At 63.8% G+C, this 16,479-nt stretch carries 17 protein-coding genes; 3 read left to right on the top strand and 14 right to left on the bottom strand.

All coding sequences use genetic code 11. The annotated features are described in order from the left end of the window. Positions 1-2: 2 nt before the first annotated feature. Together LDZ23_RS17760 and mprF are read right to left on the bottom strand one after the other, a co-directional pair. On the bottom strand, positions 3-1,298 hold the full coding sequence (locus LDZ23_RS17760) for a virulence factor family protein (RefSeq protein WP_008353411.1): 1,296 nt from the start codon (positions 1,296-1,298) through the stop codon (positions 3-5). Beyond that, positions 1,295-3,889: a bifunctional lysylphosphatidylglycerol flippase/synthetase MprF gene (gene mprF / locus LDZ23_RS17755; protein ID WP_033536136.1), complete on the bottom strand. Its 2,595-nt coding sequence runs from the start codon at positions 3,887-3,889 to the stop codon at positions 1,295-1,297. The genes LDZ23_RS17760 and mprF overlap by 4 nt, the downstream gene beginning before the upstream one ends. Before the next feature lie 411 nt (positions 3,890-4,300). Here mprF and LDZ23_RS17750 point away from each other — a divergent pair, with 411 nt between their 5' ends. Continuing rightward, the gene (locus LDZ23_RS17750) at positions 4,301-4,657 is read left to right on the top strand and encodes a hypothetical protein (protein ID WP_008353413.1); all 357 of its coding nucleotides are present in this window, start codon (positions 4,301-4,303) and stop codon (positions 4,655-4,657) included. A gap of 16 nt (positions 4,658-4,673) precedes the next feature. Here LDZ23_RS17750 and LDZ23_RS17745 read toward each other — a convergent pair whose 3' ends face one another. Continuing rightward, positions 4,674-5,195, bottom strand: coding sequence for a hypothetical protein (locus LDZ23_RS17745; RefSeq protein ID WP_008353414.1), 522 nt, complete (start codon positions 5,193-5,195; stop codon positions 4,674-4,676). A 145-nt stretch (positions 5,196-5,340) separates the two neighbouring features. Then, a complete protein-coding gene (locus tag LDZ23_RS17740) occupies positions 5,341-5,973 on the bottom strand; it encodes a response regulator transcription factor (protein ID WP_008353415.1) in 633 nt (210 codons plus the stop codon). A 258-nt stretch (positions 5,974-6,231) separates the two neighbouring features. On the opposite strand from LDZ23_RS17740, the gene LDZ23_RS17735 reads away from it, so the two are divergent. After that, positions 6,232-6,684 carry a response regulator gene (locus tag LDZ23_RS17735; RefSeq protein ID WP_008353416.1) on the top strand — a complete coding sequence of 151 codons (453 nt, stop codon included), beginning with the start codon at positions 6,232-6,234 and terminating at the stop codon, positions 6,682-6,684. Positions 6,685-6,795: 111 nt separating this feature from the next. On the opposite strand, the gene LDZ23_RS17730 is transcribed toward LDZ23_RS17735, so the two are convergent. The 10 genes from LDZ23_RS17730 to LDZ23_RS17685 form a co-directional block, all read right to left on the bottom strand. After that, complete coding sequence (locus tag LDZ23_RS17730; protein WP_008353417.1) at positions 6,796-7,731, bottom strand: aldose epimerase family protein; 936 nt, start codon at positions 7,729-7,731, stop codon at positions 6,796-6,798. Next, a complete protein-coding gene (locus tag LDZ23_RS17725; RefSeq protein WP_033536134.1) occupies positions 7,728-8,636 on the bottom strand; it encodes an ABC transporter permease in 909 nt (302 codons plus the stop codon). The genes LDZ23_RS17730 and LDZ23_RS17725 overlap by 4 nt, the downstream gene beginning before the upstream one ends. Next, positions 8,636-9,499 (bottom strand): ABC transporter permease, encoded by an 864-nt coding sequence (locus tag LDZ23_RS17720; protein ID WP_008353421.1) that lies wholly within the window; start codon positions 9,497-9,499, stop codon positions 8,636-8,638. The genes LDZ23_RS17725 and LDZ23_RS17720 overlap by 1 nt, the downstream gene beginning before the upstream one ends. After that, complete coding sequence (locus LDZ23_RS17715) at positions 9,496-10,572, bottom strand: ABC transporter ATP-binding protein (protein ID WP_008353423.1); 1,077 nt, start codon at positions 10,570-10,572, stop codon at positions 9,496-9,498. The genes LDZ23_RS17720 and LDZ23_RS17715 overlap by 4 nt, the downstream gene beginning before the upstream one ends. 80 nt (positions 10,573-10,652) lie before the next feature. After that, positions 10,653-11,825: an ABC transporter substrate-binding protein gene (locus LDZ23_RS17710; protein ID WP_008353424.1), complete on the bottom strand. Its 1,173-nt coding sequence runs from the start codon at positions 11,823-11,825 to the stop codon at positions 10,653-10,655. A gap of 313 nt (positions 11,826-12,138) precedes the next feature. Beyond that, on the bottom strand, positions 12,139-13,089 hold the full coding sequence (locus LDZ23_RS17705) for a dihydrodipicolinate synthase family protein (RefSeq protein ID WP_008353426.1): 951 nt from the start codon (positions 13,087-13,089) through the stop codon (positions 12,139-12,141). 133 nt (positions 13,090-13,222) lie between these two features. Further along, positions 13,223-13,915: a FadR/GntR family transcriptional regulator gene (locus LDZ23_RS17700; RefSeq protein ID WP_008353427.1), complete on the bottom strand. Its 693-nt coding sequence runs from the start codon at positions 13,913-13,915 to the stop codon at positions 13,223-13,225. Between the two features lie 228 nt (positions 13,916-14,143). Then, a complete protein-coding gene (locus LDZ23_RS17695; RefSeq protein ID WP_008353428.1) occupies positions 14,144-14,980 on the bottom strand; it encodes a 3-oxoadipate:acetyl-CoA acetyltransferase in 837 nt (278 codons plus the stop codon). A 176-nt stretch (positions 14,981-15,156) separates the two neighbouring features. Continuing rightward, a complete protein-coding gene (locus LDZ23_RS17690; protein WP_008353429.1) occupies positions 15,157-15,438 on the bottom strand; it encodes a DUF3303 domain-containing protein in 282 nt (93 codons plus the stop codon). A gap of 118 nt (positions 15,439-15,556) precedes the next feature. Continuing rightward, positions 15,557-15,907 (bottom strand): hypothetical protein, encoded by a 351-nt coding sequence (locus LDZ23_RS17685; RefSeq protein WP_144403665.1) that lies wholly within the window; start codon positions 15,905-15,907, stop codon positions 15,557-15,559. Between the two features lie 259 nt (positions 15,908-16,166). Between LDZ23_RS17685 and LDZ23_RS17680 the strand changes: the two genes are divergently transcribed. Further along, positions 16,167-16,469, top strand: coding sequence for an EF-hand domain-containing protein (locus LDZ23_RS17680; protein WP_008353431.1), 303 nt, complete (start codon positions 16,167-16,169; stop codon positions 16,467-16,469). Positions 16,470-16,479: the final 10 nt, after the last annotated feature.

Raw genomic sequence — 16,479 nt, 5'->3', positions numbered from 1 at the left:
CGTTATTGCTGCCGCGCCGCGATCTGCTTGCGCCAGCCCGCGAGAATCCGCCGCGCCAGCACATCGTAGTCGCCGCCGAAGTGATGATCGCCCGGCAGCTTCACCACTTCGATGCCCGTCTTCGTCAGCGCGGGACACAGTGTGTCTTCTTCGTTCGCGCCGTAGATGCACTGCACCATCGATGGCGGCAGTTTGTCGAATTCCGGCCGCACCTTCAGCGCCTTGTCGCTCGCCTTCATGCCGAGCCAGCCCGTCACGCGAATCTGGAAGTCGGCGTCGGGCGCGAAGCCCATCAGCGAGATATACGACACCTGCGCGCGGACTGCGTCCGGCAGACGGTTGTACGCGAACGGCATCACGTCCGCGCCGAACGAATAGCCGACGAGCGCGACATGGCTCGTATGCCAGCGCGCGTTGTACGTGCGGATGATTCGCGCCAAATCGTCGGCGGTTTGCTGCGGCGACTTCTCGCTCCAGAAGTAACGCAGCGAGTCGACGCCGATCACCGACACGCCATCGCGTTGCAGCGCCAGCGCCATCGTTTTGTCGAGATCGCGCCAGCCGCCGTCGCCGGAAATCACGATCGCCAGCAAGTCGGTCGGTTGCGCGGCGCGCAGTTCGATCAGCGGGAGATCGGAGACATCGTTCTCGGTCGGACGCCCGGCTTTTTTCAGACGCGGCGCCGTCATCGCGACGAGCGCGTCGGCCTTCGAGCGGTTCGCTTCCAGCACGGCCGTGTATTCGAAGAAGCCCGGCAAACCCTTTGCGTGGATGATGGTCGCATCCGGCGCGCACGGATTGAAACGCGGGTCGAGCATCGGGTCGGCCGCAAGCGAGACCGCGCCCGCGACGGTGTTGTCCGGCGCCTGCTTCAGCGCGCTTTCCGCGACCATCGCGCCCTGCCCGCTGCCGACGAGAATCGGCGAAAAATATCGATTCGACTGAACGGTGCGTTCGAGCTGATGGCTCATGTTTTCCGCATCGCCGACGAGGTTGTGGCAGGACTTCTCGGTCTTGTCGGCGGCGAGGCGCGCGGCATAGCGCGGCGTGTCGACGCCGATGACCATCGCGCCCTTGGCGGCGAGCGCATCGGCGGCCTGCTGATCGGCCGGCGTCCAGCCGCTCTTCTCGGAAAACAGCACGACGAAGCCGGTCATGTCGCCCGCAGGCTTCGTGAGTTGGACCTGACCGTAACGTCCGCCGGAGATCGACTCGGCGGCATGCGCCATACCCGTCACGGACACACCACAGACGGCGGCCACCACGAGCGCCGCCGCTTTCTTGCAAAGGAATTTCATGAACGCCAGCCGCCCGCGAGGAGCGAAAGATCCGCCAAAGTGAAAAATACGCCGACCGAGCCGGACGCCGCCAGATAGCGCGGCTCCCAGCGCGGCTGGAACTTGCTTTTGAATCCGCGCAGACCGCGGAAGTTGTAGAAACGGCCGCCGAAGCGCCACACCAGTCCGGCCATCCGATGCCACGGCGATGCGAGCGGCGTCGGCTCCATGCCCGACAGCGGCGCAATGCCGAGCGACAGCGACTTGAAACCCGCTTCCTTCAGATGCAGCGCGAGCTTGGTGAAGAGATATTCCATCGCGTAGGGCGACGCGGCCGAAACATGGCGCATCACGCCGACGGTCGCTTCGGTGTTCATGTCGGTCGTCATGAAAGTGACGAACGCGACCGGCTCGCCCTGCTGGCGCACGAGCAGCACCGACTGCGCCGCGAGGTATTCCTCGTTGAACGCCGCGACCGAGAAGCTCTTCTCGCGCGCCGAGCGGCTGCCGAGCCAGTCGTCGGAGATGGCGCGCAACATCGGCATGCTTGCTCCGATGCGCTCCGGTCCGATGACTTCCGTGTCCAGACCGTCGCGCTCGCCCCGTTTGATCGCATAGCGCAAATGCGAGCGATGCGAGCCCTTCAGATCGAAGTCGGACAGAGCGAGATGCGCTTCCTCGCCGAGCTTCATCAGCGTGAGGCCGGCGTCGAGATAGAGCGGCAGCGCATCGGCGCGCACCTGATAGAACGCCGCGCGGCCGTTGTGCGCGTGCGCGAGCTCGACGAACTTGCGGATCAGTTCGGCCCACTCGCGGCGCGGACCGACCGGATCGTGCAGCGCGGCCCACGTGCGGCCGTGTTTCGCGTACATCAGAAAGGCTTCGCGCGACTCGGAGAAGAGGAAGCTCTTGTCACCCATCATCGCGAGGCCGGCGTCGCTGCGTTCCTGCGCGCGCAGGATGCGTGCGGCATCGGCGAGATCCTGCGGCGCGGGCTTCACGAAGCGGCCCGCCGCCGGGCGCAGCAGTTGCCACACCGCGAACGCGGACGCGAACAGCGCCGCCGCGAGCGTCGCGCGCAGCGCACGCGGGGCGCGCTCGTCGAATGCGAACTGCCACCAGAGATCGCGGCTATAAGGCACGTCGCGGAAGGCGAAGAACATGATCCACACGGCGAGCGCCATCACGACGCCGATCGAAATGAGCCACGTCGCGGTGAAACGCTCGGCGAAGAGCGATGAACGGCGATTGAAGCGCTCGCGCGTCAGGACGAGCAGCACGACGAGAAACGCGAGCACGCCCACTTCGACGAACGCGAGACCTTTCGCGAGCGACAGCGCGAGGTTGGCCACCGCGAGAATCAGCGCGAGCCACCAGGCGGCGTCGAGGCGGCGCATGAGACCGCGCGCGACGAACAGCAGCAGCACGCCGAGCACCGAGCCGAGCAGTTGCGAGCTTTCCAGCACCCAAAGCGGCACGATGGTCTGCAACAGCGCGATACGCATCTTGAACGCGGGCGTCGCGCCCGAGATGACGAGCATCGAGCCTGCCGCGAACGTGACGATCGACAGGAACAACGGCGCAAGCTGCGAAACGTGATGCGGGCTCAGAAAATTGAAGCGGCCTTTCAGCGCGCGGCCTTCGAAGGCGGCCATGACGCCGGCCGACAGGATCAGCGGCAAGCCGAAGTAGATCGCGCGATACGCGAGCAGCGCGGCGACGACGTCCGGCGTCTGTGCGCTGCCGCCGAGCGCGAAGACCATCGCCGCCTCGAACACGCCGACGCCGCCCGGCGTATGGCCGATCATGCCGAGCAGCATCGCCGCCGAGAAGACCGTCATGAATTCGCCGAAGCCGACCTGGGGATTCGGCAGGAGCGCCCAGAGCGCGAGTCCGGCGCCGAACACGTCGACGACGGCGAGCGCGGCCTGCGCGACGAAATCGCGGCGCGCCGGCACGGTGAACGACAGCCACTTCCAGCGCGAGTGCAAAGTGCGCGGCTCGCGGCCGCAGACGATGACCATCGCGGCGAAAACGGCGAGCAGCGCCGCGCCGGTCGCGCGCAACGCGGCCGGCGGCAGGTGCATCATGCCGGAGAGCGTCTCCGCGCCGAACACCATGCCGGCGGCGGCCATGAACGCGAGGGACAGCGCGAGCGTGATGCTCGTGAAAATCGTCAGACGGCCGACTTGCGCGGGCGTGACATCGGCCGCGCCGTACACGCGGCAACGCACGGCGCCGCCCGTCAGCGCGCCGAAACCGGTCACGTTGCCGAGCGCCGAACCGACCGTCGCGCCGACCCACAACAAAGACCGCGGCACCGCGACGCCGATGTGACGCAGCCCCACGGCGTCACGCCCGACGAGCGCGGCGAAGCTGAGCGCGGTGGCGAACAGCGCGGCGAACCACGCTTGCGCCGTCATCATGCGCAGCGAGTGCATGACCGACTTGTAATCGACCGAGCGCGAAAGATGCTGGAAGACGACGAGCAGCAGCACGCAGATGACGACCGTGAGCACGGGGGCGGCGAGCCGCTGAAGATCGACGCCGCCGGACAAACGTCCGATCGGGGAAATGGCGCGAAGCCGGGCGAGCAACTTTGTGCGAGACATGCGTTCTATGAAACTGGCTCACGCTGCGTTTCGTCAGCGAATCGACGACGGCAACGGTACGTCAAGGTTATCGGGGTCCACGCATTGCCGGGACTTCGCGCGGACGGAGAGCGCCATTTCGGCTCCCGCCGCCCGCGCTCGCGCCATACAAAAGGCTTCAACGTGTGAAACGCCTATATAACGGCCATGGTTGACCCGACTTGACCAATATTGGGAAAACTACGGATCGAAAGCTTGCTTTCAGATCTGGCGCGGAGTTCCGGACAGCGCGACCGGCACGAACGAGCGGTCGCCCATGCTTTACGGTTTGTCAGGGAAACGGTTAGGATCGACGGCCGTGAAGCTTGTCGGGCATCGAATAGACGCGGGTCGGTAGCTTAAGCGGATACTACAGAAAAAGGCATCGGAATCATGAGAAAAACCACATCGATCTTGTTCGCCGCCATCGGCGCGTGCGCCCTGAGCGCCTGCGTTTCGACCGACGACGCCCTGCTCAAGACCGTCCCGTTCGGGTCGGGCACGTCGCAGTACAAGCCGTACGAGTTCATCCGCTGCGTGAAGGAAAAATGGACGCCGATCGCGCCGCGCGTGCGCGAATATTCGCCGAGCTCCGACACGCTGGCCGTCTCCGTGCCCAGCGGCGGCCTGACGAGCCAGTCGCTGGTGCTCGTCATCGCGCAGGCGTCGGCGAACGGCACGGGCTACACGATCTACGGCGACATCGCGGCGGCCGGCCGCTACGTCACCGCGACGCACACCTGCGATTAACCCCGGTTTCCGCGCTTCAGGAGGGCTTGCCGTTGCGCATGTCGACGCCGGCGAGATGCGTCCCGACGACACGCCCGATCAGATAACCATCCGACGCGCACGCGTTGACGCGCTCCTTTCCTTCCCACTGGATCTTGTATTGATCGTCCTGGGAATGAACGGCCGATGCGTCGAACTTGCGCTTCGCCTTGCCGCCGTTGCGCACGTCTTCGCTGACGAGCCGGTTCCATGTCAGCGCATAGCCGTAGCGCACGCCGTCTGCGAACGCGTTGTCGTCGCAGACTTGCGATGGCGGCGTCGTCTTGAGCATCAGGTGATAGCCGTTCGCGGTGCCGACCATGATGCGCCTTTCCCCCGGCGGCGCCGGCGCGACGGGCGCCTTGACCGCCGCCTGAGCCGCTTGCGCGGCCGATGCCGCCGATGCCGCCGCGGCCGCGTCCGTGTCGTTCTGCTGCGGAAGCGGCGCACATGCGCCAAGAAGCAGCGCCGCTGTCACCGTGAATGCCGTGCCGGCGCCTTGCATTTTCGTGAACGTCATCCTGCGAATCACCTACGCTGACCCCATCTCAAATTTAGTCCGGGCTCTACCTTACCATCCCCGGGATGATTCATCGGACCGATGAAAAAAAGACGACGCGGACGCCCTTTCGGTGCGCCCGCGTCGAGGAAGAGAAACTGGCGGCTCAGGACGCCGACGACGTATTGCTCATCGGCATTTCGATCCCGCGCCGCGCCATTTCGACGATTAGAAACGTTCGCCGCGTCACGTGAAAGCGCGCGAGCAGATCGCTCGAATATTCCTTCGCGGTGTTTTCGCTGATGTTCATCTTTCGCGCGATCGCCTTGTTCGACAGCCCTTGCAGCAGATAGCGCAGCGTCTCGGTGAGGCGCGGCGGCAGTTCGAGCGATTCGATCGTCACGCCCGCGTGCGGCGAGACCGGCTTCGGGCTGTGACCGCCCTTGCCCAGCACCGTATTCGGCAAATACACGCGCCCGTTCAGAATCGTTTTCAGCGCCTCGCGAAACACGCCCGCGCCCTGCTCACTGCCCTTCGAGATGAATCCGCACGCGCCGTTCTTGATGCATTCGAGCACCGTGTCGCGGTCATCCTGCGCCGACAGCATGATCGTCTGGACCTCGCGTTCTTCTTCGCGGATCCAGTTGAGCAGATCCATGCCGGTCGCCTGGCCGCGCAAGTGGTAGTCGAGAAACATCAGATCGTAGGTATTGGCGGAAAGCTTGGCTTTCGCCTGCTCGACTCCATCGGCTTCGTCGATTTCGAGCAAAGGCTCGTTCGCCAGGATCAGGCTTTTCATCGCGCTCCTGGTGAGCCCTTCGTCCTCTACTAGCAACACAGTTTTGAAATAGCCATTTTCCATTGCGACGCTCCGAGAACGGTTCCGATATTACGCGCGCCTTGCCCGACTTCCACCCTCCTTTCGCAGGGATACATTCGGCAGTCTCCCAAAATCTCCCGCGTTCCCCTCCCGCGCCGGGTTTGGCGACCGCCACGTTCGGCCGAAACTGAACGCAGTCGAATCACCACGTAACCCAAAACGAGAATGGAGGATGAGATGTCAAGCCGTCTGGCCGCCAGCGAAAGCGAATTCGCATTGTGGCGCATCAAGCGGGCGCGTACCGGAGACGCATCGCGCCGTGTGCTGATCGCCCACAAGGACAAGTCGATCGGCGATTCGCTCGCCGTGCAACTTCGGCTCAAAGGCTTGCAGGTCATCCTTTCGCAGGATCTGAAATCGGTGCGCGCGCTGGTCAATAGCTGGCATCCGCACGCGCTGCTTCTCGACACGAGCCTTGACAACGAATCCGGCTACGTCTTTCTGCGCACGTTGAGTACGGACGGCGATGTCACCGGCCGCCTGCTCGTCGCGATGAGCAACGTGTGGCCCGCCGATCCGGTGCAGACGCTCAAGGACGCCGGTTTCGACGCCCATTGCCGCCGGCCTTGCGCGACGTGGCGCATCGTCGATCTCGTCGAATCGTTCTTTTCGATGCCGCTCACGCGCTGAGTCGATGGAGGTGCGCCATGAACACGGATATTTGCATCGTCGGGGGCGTGCTGCCCGCGAACGCATCGCGCTGCCGCGCGGTCCGCGAGCGCGCCTGTGTCGAAGCGCGCGTCAGGCGGCGGCGCCGTCGTGCCGGGCCGGGTTCGCGCCGGCTGCCATCGAGAGCGACGCCTGTATTTCACTACCTGGCTCGATGACGGCGATGCCCGTCCCGCGCAAGCCCTGCGCCGCGAGATTGAAGCCGTCGCTCACGTGCGACACCGGTTCGACGCACAGATAACCCGCCCCGGCCGGACAATGCACGACGACGTGACCGAGCGCGTCGTCGGCGATCAATCCGAGCGTGCGGCCGTCGGCGTAATGCAGCGTCGCACGGCCGTCCCAGCCGCTCAGATAGCGCGTGTACCCTTCCGTCTCGCGTTGGTGGAGAAGCGCGGGACGTTCGTCCGTCGGCTCGATCGCGATTTCGGCTTCGTGACGCCAATGCGTCGTCGTATGGAGTTCGGCTTCCAGCGCGACGAAATACGGATGAAAACCGAGGCCGACCGGCATCGGGCTCGACGACCGGTTCGCGACACGCATCGACAGCCGCGCGCCATCCGCATTGGCCTCGATCAGTTGCACGGCCTCGAACGCCCACGGCCAGCCGTGCTCGCCCTCGCCGTGCGTGTAACGCATCACGACGCAATCCGCCTCGTGCAACTCGACGCTCCACGCCGCGTACTGGCCGAATCCATGCAATGCGTGCGTCATGCCTGGAAACGTCGCCAGTTCGACGACGGAACCGTCCGGCGCGGGAAAACGCGCATCGCGCACGCGATTCGAAAACGGCACGAGCGGATAGCTGCCGCCCTTGGGCCACGCATCGCAAGACCAGCTCGCGACTGTCACCGGCGCGAGCCAGTCATGCAATCCGCGCGCATCCCGCGTGGCGAAGCGCGTGATGCGCCCGCCCGCCATCGGCGCAATTTCGAGCACATGCGGCCCGCTCGCGATACTCAGGCGCGGTTCCGCGTTCAGCTCTCCAACTGCACGAAATTTCGTCACTGCTTCTGTTCCTTCACGCGCGACACGAGCTGCGTCGGGCTCACGAACTGCAACGCGATCAGCACCCAGATCATCGTGATGGCCATGTAGATCATCGCCATCGCGTCGATGGACTGCGGCGCGCGCACGCCCGTCGAGAACACCGCGTAGTACAGCGCGACGACGAGCGTCTGCGTCGTCGGACCGGCGGTGAAGAACGTCAGCTCGAACATGCCGATGGTCCGCACCAGCACCAGCAAGCCGGCAGCCAGCATGCCCGGCACGAGCAGCGGCAGCAGCACGTAGCGGAAATACTTCGCCGTGTTCGCGCCGAAGATGCGCGCGGCCGATTCCAGATTCGGATCGATCTGCTCGATGAACGGTGTCATCACGAGAATGACGAACGGCAGCGCAGGCACCAGGTTCGCGAGGATCACGCCGGTCAGCGTGCCCGCGAGATGGAACTTGTACATGACCGTCGCCATCGGGATGCCGTAGGTCACGGGCGGCACCATCAGCGGCAGCAGGAAGACGAGCATCGCGAAACGCTTGCCGGGAAATTGCACGCGGGCGAGCGCATACGCGGCGGGCACGCCGAGCGCGATCGACAGCAGAACGACCGCGCCGACCACTTCGAGCGTCACGAGCAGCACGCTCGAAAGCTGGAAGTCGCTCCACGCCTGCGCGTACCAGTGCAGCGTGAAGCCTTGCGGCAGCAGCGTGCCGAACCAGCGCGTCGCCACCGAATTCACGGCGACCGTCGCGATCAGCAGCAGCACGTTGACGAGGAAGAAGGCCATCGTCGTCCAGACGAAGAACTTCCATAGCCTGGCGCGCAGGCTCGCTTGCTGTTTCATCTGTTTGCCCGTGCTTCGAGTCGGGGCGCCGGCCTGCCAGCCGGACGCCGCGCGGTTATCGGTCGTCATTATCCCTTGCCTCCCGTCACCGGACCCGTATAGAAGAAGCGGCGCGCGCCGAGCATGCCGCCGACCACGAGCAACTGCACGAAGCCCATCACGATCGCGATGGTCGATGCGAGCGCGTAGTCGTAGTTTTCGAACGCAGCCTCCGATGCGGCGATCGAGATCACGCGCGTCGGGCCGGCCGGCGCGCCGAGCAGCACCGCCGACGGAAACACCGAGAACGCCTGCACGAACGAGAGACACGCGGTCATCGTGAGGCCGGGCAACAGCAAGGGCAGATAGATCTGACGGAACTGCTGCCACGGATTCGCGCCGAGCGTGGCCGCCGCGCGCGCGAGCGTCGGATCGATGCCGGTCACGTACGAAAGCGTCAGCAGAAACGCGAACGGAAATCCCGACACGATCAGCGAAATCAGCACGCCCCAGTAGTTGTGCGTGAGACGCACTTCATCGCCGTAGAGATGCAGCGCCTGCAACGCCTGCGGGAACCAGCCGTTCGGACTGAAGTACGTGAGCATGCCGTCGGCGATCAGCACGGTGCCGAGCGTCACCGGCACGACGAGCAGCGTCGTCGCGAACTTCTGCCACGGCGACGTGCGGCGCAGCGCGAACGCGACGGGCACCGATACGCCGACGTTGATGATCGTCGCGGGCACGGCGAGCTTGAGCGTGACGATGATCGTCGGCCACATCGACGAATCGGTGAAGAACGTGACGTAGTTCGCCCACATGCCGCCGCCGTTCATCGGATTGAACGACAGCATCAGCCCATAGGCGAACGGATAGATGAACAGCGCGAGAATGAAGATGAGCGCGGGCGCTACGAGCCAGCCCTTCGGATCGCGCTGCGCGGGAAGCGCGATCATTTTTCTTCTCCGTACACGAGCGTCTTCGAAGGCGCGACGCGCAGCGTGATGCGCTCGCCTTCGCTGCATTCGCCCGCGATGCGCGCCCAGAGCTTGCCGAACGCCGTATCGATGATGATGAGCGAATCGCGTCCGCCGTACTCGACGACTTCGACGTGCGCGTCGAACGCGTTTTCCGTGCCGGGCGCGACGCGCTCCATGTCTTCCGGACGCAGCGCGACCGCAACGCGCTTGCTGTCGAAGCCTTCCATCGGCGTGCCGAGCAGCCTGACGCCGTTCGCGTTCACCGCGACGCAATCGCCCTGCGTGCCTTCGAGCGTCGCCTGCACGACATTGCGAAAGCCCATGAACCGCGCGACGTGCAGGTTCTTCGGACGCGAATAGACTTCCTTCGGCGACGCGACCTGCTGCACGACGCCCTCTTTCATCACGACGATGCGATCGGCCATCGAGAGCGCTTCGTCCTGATCGTGCGTGACGTAGATCGTCGCGCGCTCCAGCTTGCCGTGGATGCGGCGAATCTCGGCGCGCATTTCGATGCGCAACTTGGTGTCGAGGTTAGAGAGCGGCTCGTCCATCAAAACGAGCGGCGGTTCGATGACGATCGCGCGCGCGATCGCCACGCGCTGTTGCTGGCCGCCGGAAAGCTGACCGGGCAGCTTGGCGTCGTGGCCGATCAGTTGCACGAGTTGCAACGCGGCTTTCGCCCGCTTCGTCGCTTCGGCCTTGGATACCCCGCGCATCTTCAATCCGAAACCGACGTTGTCCAGCACCGACATGTGCGGAAAGAGCGCGTAGTTCTGAAAGACCATGCCGAAGCCGCGCTTTTCGGGCGGCAGCACGTCGATACGTTTGTCGTCGAGCCAGATGCCGCCGCCGGTCAACGGCTGCAATCCGGCGATGCAGTTCAGCGCGGTCGACTTGCCGCAGCCCGACGGTCCGAGCAGCGCGATGAACTCGCCGCGCTGGATGTTCAGATCGAGTCCCTTCAACGCCGCGAGTTGCTGACCTTCGGCGTTGGTGAAGCTGCGCGAGACCGAGTCGAGGCGCAACTGCTCAAAAGTGTGCTTCATGACATTTCCTGCGCTTTTTTGTACAAGCGGCGACGCTCCTCGCGAGGAACGTCGCCGTCTCATCACACCGATACGTCGACTTACTTCGTCTTCGCCGCGCCGATTTCGCGGTCCCATTTTTGGAACGCGGCGACCATCGCCTGCGCGTTCAGCGGCAGTACGTGCGGACGGTCGGCGAGGAGCTTCGCGTATTCCGGACGGCCGAACTTCTGGATGACTTCCTGGCTCTTCGCGGGCGCCATCGAGAGCGGCACGTCCTTCACCGCCGGGCCAGGATAGAAATAGCCATCGTCATATGTCAGCGCCTGCTGCGCCGGCTCGAGCATGAAGTTCATCAGCTTGTAGAGCACGTCGAGCTTTTCCTTCGGCACGCCTTTCGGAATCACCATGTAATGGGCGTCGTTGACCCACGTCATGTTGTCGAATGCGCCGACCTTGAATTCCGCCGGCACGATGCCGAGCGCGCGCGGATTGATGTCCCAGCCCGTCACGGTGACGGTCATGTCGCGCGTGCCTTCACCCAGCTCCTTCATCACGGCCGACGTGCCGCCCGGGTAGTACGGAATGCAGTCGTTCAGTTGCTTGAGGAACGCCCAGGTCTTGTCCCAGCCGTTGATCGGGTCCATCGGGTCCTTGTCGCCGAGCACGTACGGCAGGCCCATCAGGAAGGTGCGGCCCGGACCGGAGTTGGCCGGACGCGCGTAGATCAGCTTGTTCGGATGCGCCTTGCACCACGCGAGCAGTTGATCCGGCGTCTTGGGGACATCGGTGACTTTGGCCGGGTTGTATTCGAGCAGCGGACCCGCTGGCATGTACGTCACTTCCAGACCGTAGCCCTGCGCGATGTCCTGCATCTTGCGCGGACCGGGCGCGTACTTGTCGAGCACGCCGGGGAATGCCTTGGCGTTGTCGGGCAGAAGCTTCTCCCACAGACCTTGCTGAATGCCGGCCGCGAGCGCGTCGGTGCCCGTCACGACGAGGTCGATGTCCGAGCGCCCCGCCGCCTGCATCGCCTTGATCTTGCCCGGCAGTTGCGGCGCCGGCGCATTCGTGAACGTGATGCTGGACACGAGGTCCGGATACTTGGCCTTGAACGCCTCGAAGCCCTTTTGCGTCAGTTGCAGATTGCCTGCAACGTCGACGATGTTGATCGACACGGGATCGGCCGCGTGGGCCGCGCTCGTGCCGAAAGCCGCGCTCACGGCGACGCAAATCGCCGCCAGTTTCACTGACAGTCCTGCCTTGAAAGCCATGTTGTCTCCTCACTTCTCTCGCAACCGCTGGTCGGGAAGAGGTCCGGTCGGATCGTCGATGTTGTCGATTGTGTTGATCGCCGGCCTGTTTGTACTTCGTTCTGATTCTTGCGTGTCTATCGTGCGCGTGCGTCCTCGTTGCGGCTTGGATGCTGAAAAATAGCTAACGAGGTTATAGGATGTCAAGCAAATCGCAACCCGCCGATGCTGTTACCGAAACAGCCGAACCGCCTTTTTTCCTCTGCCGATAGCGCTTTGCAAGCCGACTCGGGATATACCCCGAGCGCTTGTTACCTCCCGCTTTAACCTGTATTTAACTGGGGTTTCCTGCACGTTTCCCGGAGACGCGGAGGGTTTCATCGAATGCGAGCAGCGCGCGCGCTTCACGTTCGATGGCCGGCAAGGCAGCTTCAGGCGACGCGCTCAGCAACGGCAGTATCGGGCCCATGTCGGCGATGCCCGATAAGGTCACGGCGTCGTGCAGAACGCGGATCAGCGAGACTTCGTCGCGAAGGGTTTCGAGCGGCATAAAGTGCTCGTGGATGGAATCGGCCCCGGTGCCGCCTGCTTTTGCGGCGCGCAGCAGCGCCATCACTGCGTGCGGCGCGATGCATCCCGAGCCGGTCGTCCATGACGCGAGACCGAAGTCGCGCGTGTGAACCAGCGCGGGGCGCTCGCCCATGCCCGACACGACCTTCGACGCCGGCACGCTTTCGAGCAAGCGCCGCAGATAGCCGTCGTCCGCTGGATTGGCCCGCTGAATCGCGTATTTCACCGCGAGCAGCGTGCCGTCATCGACGAGGCCGGCAAGCCCGTCCACGTCGATGTAACTCTCGCTCTTGATATAGAGCGTGAACGGCATGCCGGCCACATCGGCAAGACGTCTGAGGCCGTGCGCGACGCCCTCCGGCGTGGTGAAACCCGCGAGCGGCAGGATCATCGCGGTGCGGTAGCCCGTCTGCGCGAGGATGCGCGCCTGATCGAGCATCTTCCCGTAGTCAGGGCCGATGGCCGGAATGACGCGAGTCCGCGGACCAGCCGACTCGGCCAGCATGTCAAGCAACTCCCGGAACTCGCTGACGGCGACGTGGTACAGATTCGCGTTGCCGCCGTAAAGCAGCGTGGAGACGCCGCCGGCCTCGATATGAGCGATCAGCCTGCGGTTGGCTTTGGGATCGAGCGAATAATCCGGGCGACGCGCCAGGGGCGGCACCGCCATGACGGATGCGGAAAACTCGCTGACGACGATGGGATCGGTATTCATGACGCCTCGCTGAATCGACGGAAAAGGTCCGCAGAAGGTAGCAAGGCGGGTTAAAGTTGTCAAACAACTTTGCCGGGAGGGAGCCGGTTTATCGCAAGTTGGCTAAGGTTGTGTGACAACTGTCGGGTCGAAATTATTCACCGAACATGCGCTCGACCGCGTTCTCGAGGTGCGCCTTCATCGCTTGCCCGGCTCGGGCGGAATCGCGCGCGCGGATCGCTTCAAGGATTTCGCGATGCTCTCTCTGAACGAGACGCTGGCGTTCGAGCGTCTTCACGTACGACAGGTTGCGTGACAGGTTCATGCTGACTTCGACCTGTTCTTCGATGAACGACAGCACGGTGATGAAGAACTGATTTTTAGACGCTCGCGCGACCGCGAGATGAAACGCGAAATCGTCTTTCGCGCCGATGCCCTCCTGCGTTTCGACGACGCGTTCGAGCTGGTCCCACGCGTCCTGAATCGCGCGGATGTCTTGCTCCTCGGCCTTGACGGCGGCCAGTTCCGCCGCGCCCGACTCCGTCACCACGCGAAATTCGTAGCAGCGACGAATGTCGGATAGCGTTTCCAGCGGAGCGAAGCGGCGCACGTCGGGATCGGGGCGGCGACCCACGATCGTTCCCGATCCGCGCCGCGTCACGATGATGCCGTCTGCGCGCAACCGCGCGAGCGCCTCGCGCACGGTCGGACGCGAGGTGGCGAATCGTTCCGCGAGCGCGTGTTCGGTGAGGAGCCGGTCGCCCTCCTTGAACTCGCCTTCGATGATGCTGTTGAGGATGTCGCTATAAATCCGGTCGGCGAGGCCGGATGACTTACGCTCGTTCATGTTCGCGCGTGACGTGCTTGTCAGGGTGGAGACCGATTGTAAGGCAGATTTTGTCAGGCAGATTTTCGCGCGAGGCACCGCAAGCCGCCTGTCCCATGCTCAGTATTTCACCGCACGCGAAGTGCGAGCCGTGAATGACATTTCGGCATGCGAAGCGATATTGCGCAGCGTAAACAAAAACGCGCCCGCGGTCTCCCGCAAGCGCGCTTCGGCCATCGCCATCGAAATTCAGATCGACAACAGCTTCCTCGCTTCCTTCGCCGTCGCCACCGGCCGACCGTACTCCGCGCATAACGACGCCACCCGGCTCACGAGTTGCGCATTGCTCTTCGCGAGCGTGTCCTTGTCCCAGCGCACGTTGTCTTCGAGTCCCGTTCGGCAATGTCCGCCCAATTGCAACGTCCAATGATTCACTTCGAGCTGATGGCGCCCGATGCCCGCAGCCGTCCACGTGGCATCCGGCAGATTCTTCTTCAACTGCTCGACCTCGAACTCGAGAATCTCGCGTCGCGCGGGCAATGCGTTCTTCACGCCGAGCACGAACTGAACGTGTACAGGCGATTTCAACAAACCCTGATTCACGAGATCGACGGTGCTATAGAGCATCGCCAGATCGAAGATCTCGATCTCGGGCTTCACGTTGTGATCGAGCATCGTCTGCGCGAGCGAGCGCACGAAATCGGGCGGATTTTCGTAGACGATCGTCGGAAAGTTGACCGATCCCGTCGCGAGCGACGCCATGTCAGGCTTCAAGTCCAGCATCGCGCCGCGCTGCTCGAACGAACGCCCGCGCCCGCCCGTCGAGAACTGGATGATGATGTCAGGGCAATGCTTGCGGATGCCTTCCTGCAATTCCGCGAACCTGTGCCGGTCCGAGCTCGATCGTTCATCCTCGTCGCGCACATGCAGATGCACGAGCGTCGCGCCCGCCTCATACGCCTCGTGCGTGCTTTCGATCTGCTCGGCAATCGTGATCGGCACGGCGGGATTGTCTTTCTTGCGCGGCACCGAGCCGGTGATCGCAACCGATATGACGCAAGGTTCTTTCGTAGGGGATTGGGTCACGCTTCGCTCCTTGACGGCGCCATGCTTGAAACAACTTCGCGGAGATCGAATATGGCGCTCAAATTTGAACTAACTAGTACATTTGTGATGTTGAGGCATTCTCCGTGCCGCTGCAAGCCACGCAAACCCTAAGCTCTCGACGCGCGTTCGTACGACGAATCGGGCCGCTTGCCCCGCTACTGTCGCTGCGCATACTCGGCGAGCATTTTTCCGACCTGCTCGTCCGTGATCGCCGGCTTGATGTCGAACATGAACAAATCGGCCCATTCGTGCGCCCATTGCGCGAGCGGCTCGACGTTGTCGCATTCGCACACGGCGATACCCCAGATCGAACCGATCGCATGCCAGCGGCCCAGCAGATGAATGCCGTCGGGCGGCGCGCCGCGAGTTTGCAGGAATCGCTCGGCCGCGAGTCGTTCGGCCTCGGGTTGCGCAGTCCAGTTGACGATGAATAGCATGGCTCGATCCTCCTGTTGGAACGCCATGAAACGGCGCGACGCGCCGGGCTCGCCGCCGCATCGGCAGTTGCGCCGATGCGGTTCATCCAGTATAGGAGGCGGCCGTGGATCGCATTGATCAATGCATGACGACGACGGGCGTCGCGAGCACCGGCTGCGCGTAAGTCACTCTGACGGCAGGCGCAACTCCATACGGCGTCACGATGACGGCAGGCTGCGGCGGCGGAGGCGGCGGCGCGGCGACCACCACCGGCGCGAACGCCGGCTCGACGACGATCGTGCGCGCGGGCACGTAGTAATACGGCGGCCTCGGCGGCGGCGCGTAGTAGTACACGGGACGCGGCGGCGGCGCGTAAACGACGGCGGGCGCGACGTAGGAAACCTGCACGCTCGTTCCAGCCGATGCGGTCTTCGCGCAGGTCAGGCTGATGGCGGCAACGGCGGAAACGCTGAGCAAACGGCAATTCATGTTGAAGTCCTCATGCATCGTGAGACGTTGAATACGGCAGCAACAAAGAAATGCAACTGCCGGCGATGAGAACGATAGCGAAGCCCTGCCCGATGCGTGAGTCGTAACTTATGTCGCGGGATGTCGGCGCGAATGCGCGGCATCGAACGCGAAATACGGCGACATGATTCGTAGCATCCCCAAGATTGCGTTCGCGGCGCGGCTCAATAGAATGGCATCACCGTCGACGTTCATCCGTAGCGAATCAGGGGAGAGAGCCATGCGAAAGATTCTTGTCATCCTTGCGGCATGCGCGGCGTGCGCCACGTCGGGCGCGGCGTTCGCGCAGACCGCTACGCAGCCGATGGGCGCGAGCCCGCGCCTCGAACACGTGCTCGGCCAGTTGCAGACGCGCTTTTCGAGCGCCAACACCACGCACGACGGCAAGCTCACGCGCGAGCAGGCATCCACGGGCATGCCGATGGTCGCCAAGCACTTCGACGAAATCGACACGCAGAAGAACGGCTACGTCACGCTGCCGCAAATCGAAGCCTTCATGCACGAGCACGCCGCGCAACGCTGACCCGGAGCCT

Source organism: Caballeronia zhejiangensis (assembly GCF_022879815.1).
In the GTDB taxonomy this organism is placed as follows: domain Bacteria; phylum Pseudomonadota; class Gammaproteobacteria; order Burkholderiales; family Burkholderiaceae; genus Caballeronia; species Caballeronia zhejiangensis.
This window is presented reverse-complemented; position numbering and strand designations above follow the sequence as displayed.